The sequence below is a fragment of the Streptomyces sp. SD15 genome (assembly GCF_054462255.1).
The window spans coordinates 53,251-60,056 of sequence record NZ_JBTLMO010000053.1 but is presented as its reverse complement, the minus strand read 5'-3'; the positions used below and the strand labels follow the sequence as shown (position 1 = coordinate 60,056).

The following is a 6,806-nucleotide window of genomic DNA, read 5'->3' as shown; positions in this document are numbered from 1 at the left end:
ACCATCGCTGCCACACCGCACTCGAAGGCCAGCCCCCGATCAGCCGCGTCAACAACCCTGCGGGTCAATACACCTAGGACCTGTCGTCACATTCCCGTCTGCCTCGCGACGCCATGCACGCTCCCCCAAGCTCTTCGAGCAGGGGGACCCCCACTCGCCGCACCGGGCACAGACCCACGTACAACCAGTACGAGGACCTGTGCCCGGCACGCCGAGAGCACGCACCTACGGCAGACAACAGCCGCTCCGCGGCGGGCGCGAGGCCCGCCCTTCGGGCGGACGACGGGAACTTGACGACAGGACCTAGGCGCAGGAGCGGCACAGTCCGCGGTACGTGACCTCGACCTCGGACACCGTGAAGCCGAACCGCTCCTCCGGCGGGAGGTCGGCCAGCGGGTTGCCGGTCGGGTGGACGTCGCGGATGGTGCCGCAGCTGGAGCACACCAGGTGCTGGTGCGGGTGGTGTGCGTTGGGGTCGTAGCGCTTGGCGCGGCCTTCGGTGGAGACCTCTATGACCTCACCGAGGGAGACCAGCTCGCCCAGGGTGTTGTAGACGGTCGCCCGGGAGATCTCGGGCAGCCGCTGCGCCGCGCGGGCGTGCACCTCGTCGGCCGTGAGATGCACGTGGTCGCCGTCGAGGACCTCCGCAACGACACGCCGCTGGGAGGTCATCCGCCAGCCACGCCCTCGCAGTCGCTCCAGCAGGTCACTCATATCGGTTCACCTATTCGGGTTCGGCGGGGTGCATGAAGTTTACCAGCGGATGTCCGAGTTCCGATTGAGTGTGGGTATGGCGCGCTTCTTGACTTGGACTCTGTCCATCGTAGGATCAGTTCCGGCGATAGCCAAGGGACAGGAAGACTCCAGTACGGCATGAGGCAGAGACGTGACGGGACCCACCGCCGAGAAGGTGACCACCTCGGTGTCGAGGCGATCGTCTCCGGGGTGCGCGATCGCGTAGGCCATACCTCCCCTCCCCTCAAGCCGTGTGTGAGGCCCTCCCACCGCACGCAGTGCCTGAGCACCGTGATCCACCAAATCCAGAAGGATTGCCATGTCTGAGAACCCCGATGCAATCGTCACAGACGCGAAAACGGAGGGCGCGGGTGGCTGCCCCGTCGCGCACGGGCGCGCCTCGCACCCGACTCAGGGCGGCGGAAACCGCCAGTGGTGGCCCGAGCGGCTCAACCTGAAGATCCTCGCCAAGGACCCCGCCGTGGCGAACCCGCTCGGCGAGCAGTTCGACTACGCCGAGGCCTTCAAGAACCTTGACCTCGCGGCCGTCAAACAGGACATCGCCGAGGTACTGACGACCTCGCAGGACTGGTGGCCCGCCGACTTCGGCAACTACGGCCCGCTGATGATCCGTATGGCCTGGCACAGCGCGGGCACCTACCGCATCAGCGACGGCCGCGGCGGTGGCGGCCGCGGGCAGCAGCGCTTCGCACCGCTGAACAGCTGGCCGGACAACGGCAACCTCGACAAGGCCCGCCGTCTGCTGTGGCCGGTCAAGAAGAAGTACGGCCAGTCCATCTCCTGGGCCGACCTCATGATCCTCACCGGCAATGTCGCCCTGGAGCAGATGGGCTTCGAGACCTTCGGCTTCGGCGGCGGACGCGCCGACGTCTGGGAGGCCGACGAGGACGTCTACTGGGGTCCCGAGACCACCTGGCTCGACGACCAGCGCTACACCGGCGACCGCGAGCTGGAGAACCCGCTCGGCGCCGTCCAGATGGGCCTGATCTACGTCAACCCCGAGGGCCCCAACGGCAACCCGGACCCGCTGGCCGCGGCCCGCGACATCCGTGAGACGTTCCGCCGCATGGCGATGAACGACGAGGAGACCGTCGCCCTCATCGCCGGTGGCCACACCTTCGGCAAGACCCACGGCGCCGGCCCGGCGGAGAGCGTCGGCAACGACCCCGAGGCCGCCACCATGGAGGAGCAGGGCCTGGGCTGGAAGTCCACCTACGGCACCGGCAAGGGCGGCGACGCCATCACCTCCGGTCTCGAGGTCACCTGGACCACCAAGCCCACCCAGTGGAGCAACGACTTCTTCGACATCCTCTTCGGCTACGAGTGGGAGCTGACCCAGTCCCCCGCCGGCGCCAACCAGTGGGTCGCCAAGGACGCCGAGGCGATCATCCCCGACGCCCACGACCCGTCGAAGAAGCGTCTGCCCACGATGCTCACCACCGACCTCTCGCTGCGCTTCGACCCGATCTACGGTGAGATCTCGCGCCGCTTCCACGAGAACCCGGCCGAGTTCGCGGACGCCTTCGCCCGCGCCTGGTACAAGCTGACCCACCGTGACCTGGGCCCGAAGTCCCTGTACCTCGGCCCGGAGATCCCGGCGGAGACCCTGCTGTGGCAGGACCCGCTGCCGGCCGCCGAGGGCGAGGCCATTGACGCCGCCGACGTCGCGGCTCTGAAGGCCAAGCTGCTCGACTCGGGCCTGACGGTCTCGCAGCTGGTCTCCACCGCGTGGGCCTCGGCGTCCACCTTCCGCGGCAGCGACAAGCGCGGCGGTGCCAACGGTGCCCGCATCCGCCTGGAGCCGCAGCGCGGCTGGGAGGTCAACAACCCCGACGAGCTCGCCCAGGTCCTGCGCGTCCTGGAGGGCGTCCGGTCGGAGTTCAACTCCGGTGCCAAGAAGGTCTCCCTGGCCGACCTGATCGTCCTGGGCGGTGCCGCCGCGGTCGAGAAGGCCGCCAAGGACGCCGGCTTCGACGTGGAGGTCCCCTTCACGTCGGGCCGGGTGGACGCGACCGAGGAGCACACCGACGCGGAGTCCTTCGCCGCGCTGGAGCCGACCTCGGACGGCTTCCGCAACTACCTGGGCAAGGGCAACCGCCTGCCGGCCGAGTACCTGCTGCTCGACCGCGCCAACCTGCTCACCCTGAGCGCCCCCGAGCTGACCGTCCTCGTCGGCGGCCTGCGTGTCCTGGGCGCCAACCAGGGCGGCTCGTCGCACGGCGTCTTCACCGACACCCCGGGCACGCTGACCAACGACTTCTTCGTCAACCTGCTCGACCTGGGCACGACGTGGAAGTCGACCTCCGAGGACCAGACCACCTTCGAGGGCCGCGGCGCCTCGGGCGAGGTCAAGTGGACCGGCACCCGTGCCGACCTGGTCTTCGGCTCGAACTCCGAGCTGCGTGCGCTCGCGGAGGTCTACGCGAGCGATGACGCGAAGGAGAAGTTCGTGAAGGACTTCGTCGCGGCGTGGGACAAGGTCATGAACCTGGACCGGTTCGACCTCGTCTGATCTTGACGGTCTGATCAGGACGTCCAGGTCGGCCACATGGGCCGACCTGGACGTCCTCTCGTTTCTATGCTGTGCCCATGGCCAACCTGCTGGACGAGGGGACAGACAACCTCGGCAAGAAGACCGGCGAGTGGATCACCTACGACAAGGCCGGCGAAGAGATGAAGCGCAAGGCCCACCGCTGACCGAACCAAGGCTTGCCAGGACCTGCTGAGGCGCTAGCCCAGGCGCCCCGAGGATCTCGGGGGACAGGCGCTTCGCGAGCTGATCCAACAGGGCGACCGTCTCCGCGACTGCTCGCCGGTTACTCGGCGGCAGGGCGCGACCCGGCCGTGCACGGGCCGGACGCCGACCGCTTCGACGTCACCCGGCCCGGCAGGCCCGACGCCGCCCGACACCTCTCGCTCGGGCACGGCGCCCATTACTGCCTCGGCGCCCCGCTGGCGCGCATGGAGTCGACCATCGCCCTGGAGCGGCTGTTCACCCGCTTCCCCGACCTCGACCTCGCCGTGCCCGAGGCGAAACTCTCCCGTCACTCCAGCTTCGTGGGCAACAGCGTGCGGGCGCTTCCGGTACGGCCGGGGGCCGCCCGCGGCTGACTTGGCGCATACCAGCCATACGACACCGCGATGGCCCTGAGCTGACCCTTTTCTTGTTCTCGCCTAACGCCGTACCTACGCTTCCACCACCGCACACCGGCGGCACGGGACAAGGGGTACGGAAATCATGGGTCGACTGGCCGGGAAAATCGCTTTCATCAGCGGCACGGGTGCTGGAATAGGGCGGGCCGCGGCACAGATATTCGCGGCGGAGGGCGCCACCGTATTCGGCAGCGACATTGATTCCGAAGCCGCCGCCGAAACGGTCGAACTCGTCGAGAAGGCCGGCGGCGTCATGCGGTCCCTGGCTCCGGTGGACCTGTCCACCGAGGCGGGCGCCCGGGAGTGGATCGACGCGGGGATCGCGGCGTTCGGTGGGCTCGACATCCTCTACAACAACGCCTCCGCCCTGCGGAACGGGCCGTTCGAGACCATGCCGGCCGAGGACTGGTACTTCACCATCAAGAACGAGCTCGACATCCCGTACTTCTGTACGCAGGCGGCCTGGCCGCATCTGATCGCCCGCGGCGGCGGAGCCGTCCTCAACGTCGCCTCGGTGGCCGCCGTCCGGGGCGCACCCTTCATGCCGATGGTGCCGCACGGCGCCGCCAAGGGCGGGGTGCTGGCGATGAGCAAGCACCTGTGCGCGGCCGGCGCCCCGCACCGCATCCGCGTCAACACCATCGCCCCCGGCATGACCCGTACGTCCGCGACCGCACCCTTCCTCGACGATCCCGACGGGCCGAAGGCGCAGTTGGAGGCACGTATCCCGGTGGGCCGGGTGGGCGAGCCCGAGGACATCGCGCGCGCCGCGGTCTTCCTGTGCTCCGACGAGGCCGCGTTCGTCAACGGCGCCAACCTCATGGTCGACGGCGGCGACAGCGCGATGGCCGGCTGAGCGCCGGTGAACACACGACTCGACCACGTGGGCGTCAACGTACGCGATCTGCCCGCGCTCACCGCCTGGTACAAGGACGCCTTCGGGCTGACGGAGGTCTTCGCGTTCACCCTCGACGGGCCCGGGCTGAGCGCCGTGGTCCTGGAGCATCCGCACGGCTGGCGGATCGAACTCCTCGCCCGGGCCGGGTCCGAGCCCGGGCCGCGGGCGCCGGACCCGCTGACCGCCGCCCTCACCGAGGGATACGGGCACTTCGCGGTCACCACCCCCGAACTCGACCCCGTCTACGCGGCCCTGGTGGCCCACGGAGCGGGCGAGGCCATGAAGCCGGGGCCGTCCCCCGAGCCCGGCGTTCATATGGCCTGGGTCACCGACCCCGAGGGAAATCTCATCGAACTCATAGAGAAAAACGCAGAGTGAGGGCACGCACGATGACGGATTCGATCTCTACGAAATCCTTGAAAAGACTGGACCTCGGAACACTCATAGCCTGCTGTCTCGCCGTGGCCGCGGCGCAGTTGTGCATTACCGTCCCCTCGCCCATCAACGGCGAAATTCAGGCCGCTTTCGGGGCATCGGGTTCCCAGGTGGCCTGGGTGACCTCCGCCTTCATTCTGCCCACCGCGATTCTCGAGCTGAATTTCGGTGTGGTGGGAGACCTGTTCGGCCGCAAGCGCCTGCTGGTGCTCGGCGGACTGGTCCTGGCGCTCGGTGAACTCCTCAACGCCACCTCGCAGAACATCACCATGTTGTGGACCGGCCAGGCCCTCGCGGGCATCGGTGCCGCCGCGCTCTTCCCCAGCTCCCTCGCGGTCATCGCGGCCGCCACACCCGACGGGAAGGACCGCGCCAAGGCGGTCTCCATCTGGGCGCTCAGCATCTCCCTCGCCTCCGCCGTGGGGCCGCTGTCCTCCGGAGTGCTCGCCACGGTCGCCGACTTCCGCTGGGCGTTCGTGCCGCCGGTCGTCCTCGGTCTGGTGGTCGCGGTCACGTCCTGGAAGCTGGTCACCGACTCCAAGGCTCCCGAGGGCCGCAGCCTGGACTGGCCCGGCCAGATCACCATCGCTGTCGGCCTCACCGCGCTGCTCTGGGGCATCATCGAGGGTGGCGAACGCGGCTGGAGCAGCGCGGCGATCGTGGGCTCGCTGGCCCTGGCGGCGGTGGCCCTCGTCGGATTCATCGTCGCGGAGACCCGCTCCGCCTCGCCCATGTTCAACCTGGACCTGCTGAAGATCCCGTCGTTCGCGGCGGCGGCCGTCGTTGCCCTGGCCGGCATGTTCGGCTTCATCGGCACCGCGTACTGCGTCTCGATCCGCCTCGGTGCCGTGATGCACCTGAGTGCGCTGCGGGCGAGTATGCCCTTTGTGATCCTGCAGCTGATCCCGCTGCTGCTGGCACCGGTGCTGAGCAAGATGCTCACCCGCGTCGACGCCCGCTGGCTCCTGATGGGCGGTCTGCTGCCGATGGCCGCGGGACAGTTCTGGATCGCCGCGCTCCCCATCACCACGACCTCCCTCGCCGCCTTCATCGGCCCGGTGCTGCTGCTCGGCATCGGCTTCATCTGCGTCGTGTCCTCGCTGACCTCGGCGGCCGTGAACGCCGTACCGATCCACATGACGGGTATGGCCAGCGGCGCCACCAGCCTGGTCCGTGAGTTCGGCCAGGGTCTCGGCCCGGCCGTGATCAGCACCATCGCGATGAGCGCCGCGTCCTCGGCGCTGGTGGGCAAGCTCAGCGGAGCGGACGCGGGCATGGAGGCCGCGGCCGGTCCCCTCGCCGTCGTGAACGCGGGCAGCGACAGCGCCAGGGCGGCGGCCCAGACCGCCCTCGGCCACGGCATGGCCCTGGGTGTGGTGATCTGCGGCTGCGCCTCGCTGCTCGGCGCGGTGGTCACCCTGCTGCTGGTACGGAAGAACACCGCCCGGTCGGCGGTCTGCGCGACGGACGAGGCGGCCGCGCAGACCGCGACCGCGTAGCGCGTACCTCGCGACGGAGAGGCCGGGGCCAAAAACCCCGGCCTTTTCGCGTACCGGATGTCGTA

5 protein-coding genes and 2 pseudogenes are annotated in these 6,806 nt (G+C 69.1%); 6 read left to right on the top strand and 1 reads right to left on the bottom strand.

Annotated elements, in window-relative coordinates:
• Window positions 1–303: 303 nt before the first annotated feature.
• The gene (locus ACX28W_RS35900; protein ID WP_362078097.1) at window positions 304–714 is read right to left on the bottom strand and encodes a Fur family transcriptional regulator; all 411 of its coding nucleotides are present in this window, start codon (window positions 712–714) and stop codon (window positions 304–306) included.
• Between the two features lie 189 nt (window positions 715–903).
• On the opposite strand from ACX28W_RS35900, the pseudogene ACX28W_RS35895 reads away from it, so the two are divergent.
• The 6 genes and pseudogenes from ACX28W_RS35895 to ACX28W_RS35870 all read left to right on the top strand — a co-directional run.
• Window positions 904–972, top strand: a pseudogene (locus ACX28W_RS35895) (transcriptional repressor); the annotation flags it as partial.
• An 82-nt stretch (window positions 973–1,054) separates the two neighbouring features.
• Entirely contained in the window at window positions 1,055–3,268 is a 2,214-nt protein-coding gene (gene katG, locus ACX28W_RS35890) for a catalase/peroxidase HPI (RefSeq protein ID WP_459004186.1), read from the top strand.
• Window positions 3,269–3,561: 293 nt separating this feature from the next.
• Window positions 3,562–3,867: pseudogene (locus tag ACX28W_RS35885) on the top strand (cytochrome P450); the annotation flags it as partial.
• Between the two features lie 127 nt (window positions 3,868–3,994).
• Window positions 3,995–4,765 (top strand): SDR family NAD(P)-dependent oxidoreductase, encoded by a 771-nt coding sequence (locus ACX28W_RS35880; protein ID WP_362078104.1) that lies wholly within the window; start codon window positions 3,995–3,997, stop codon window positions 4,763–4,765.
• Window positions 4,766–4,771: 6 nt separating this feature from the next.
• Window positions 4,772–5,185 carry a VOC family protein gene (locus ACX28W_RS35875; RefSeq protein WP_459004185.1) on the top strand — a complete coding sequence of 138 codons (414 nt, stop codon included), beginning with the start codon at window positions 4,772–4,774 and terminating at the stop codon, window positions 5,183–5,185.
• An 11-nt stretch (window positions 5,186–5,196) separates the two neighbouring features.
• On the top strand, window positions 5,197–6,741 hold the full coding sequence (locus ACX28W_RS35870) for an MFS transporter (RefSeq protein WP_459004184.1): 1,545 nt from the start codon (window positions 5,197–5,199) through the stop codon (window positions 6,739–6,741).
• The last annotated feature ends 65 nt before the right edge of the window (window positions 6,742–6,806 follow it).

Excerpts from the sequence above, each read along its gene's own strand:
- ACX28W_RS35880 (WP_362078104.1), top strand. The coding sequence starts at position 3,995 with ATGGGTCGACTGGCCGGGAAAATCGCTTTCATCAGCGGCACGGGTGCT.
- ACX28W_RS35870 (WP_459004184.1), top strand. The coding sequence starts at position 5,197 with ATGACGGATTCGATCTCTACGAAATCCTTGAAAAGACTGGACCTCGGA.
- ACX28W_RS35900 (WP_362078097.1), bottom strand. The coding sequence starts at position 714 with ATGAGTGACCTGCTGGAGCGACTGCGAGGGCGTGGCTGGCGGATGACC.
- katG (WP_459004186.1), top strand. The coding sequence starts at position 1,055 with ATGTCTGAGAACCCCGATGCAATCGTCACAGACGCGAAAACGGAGGGC.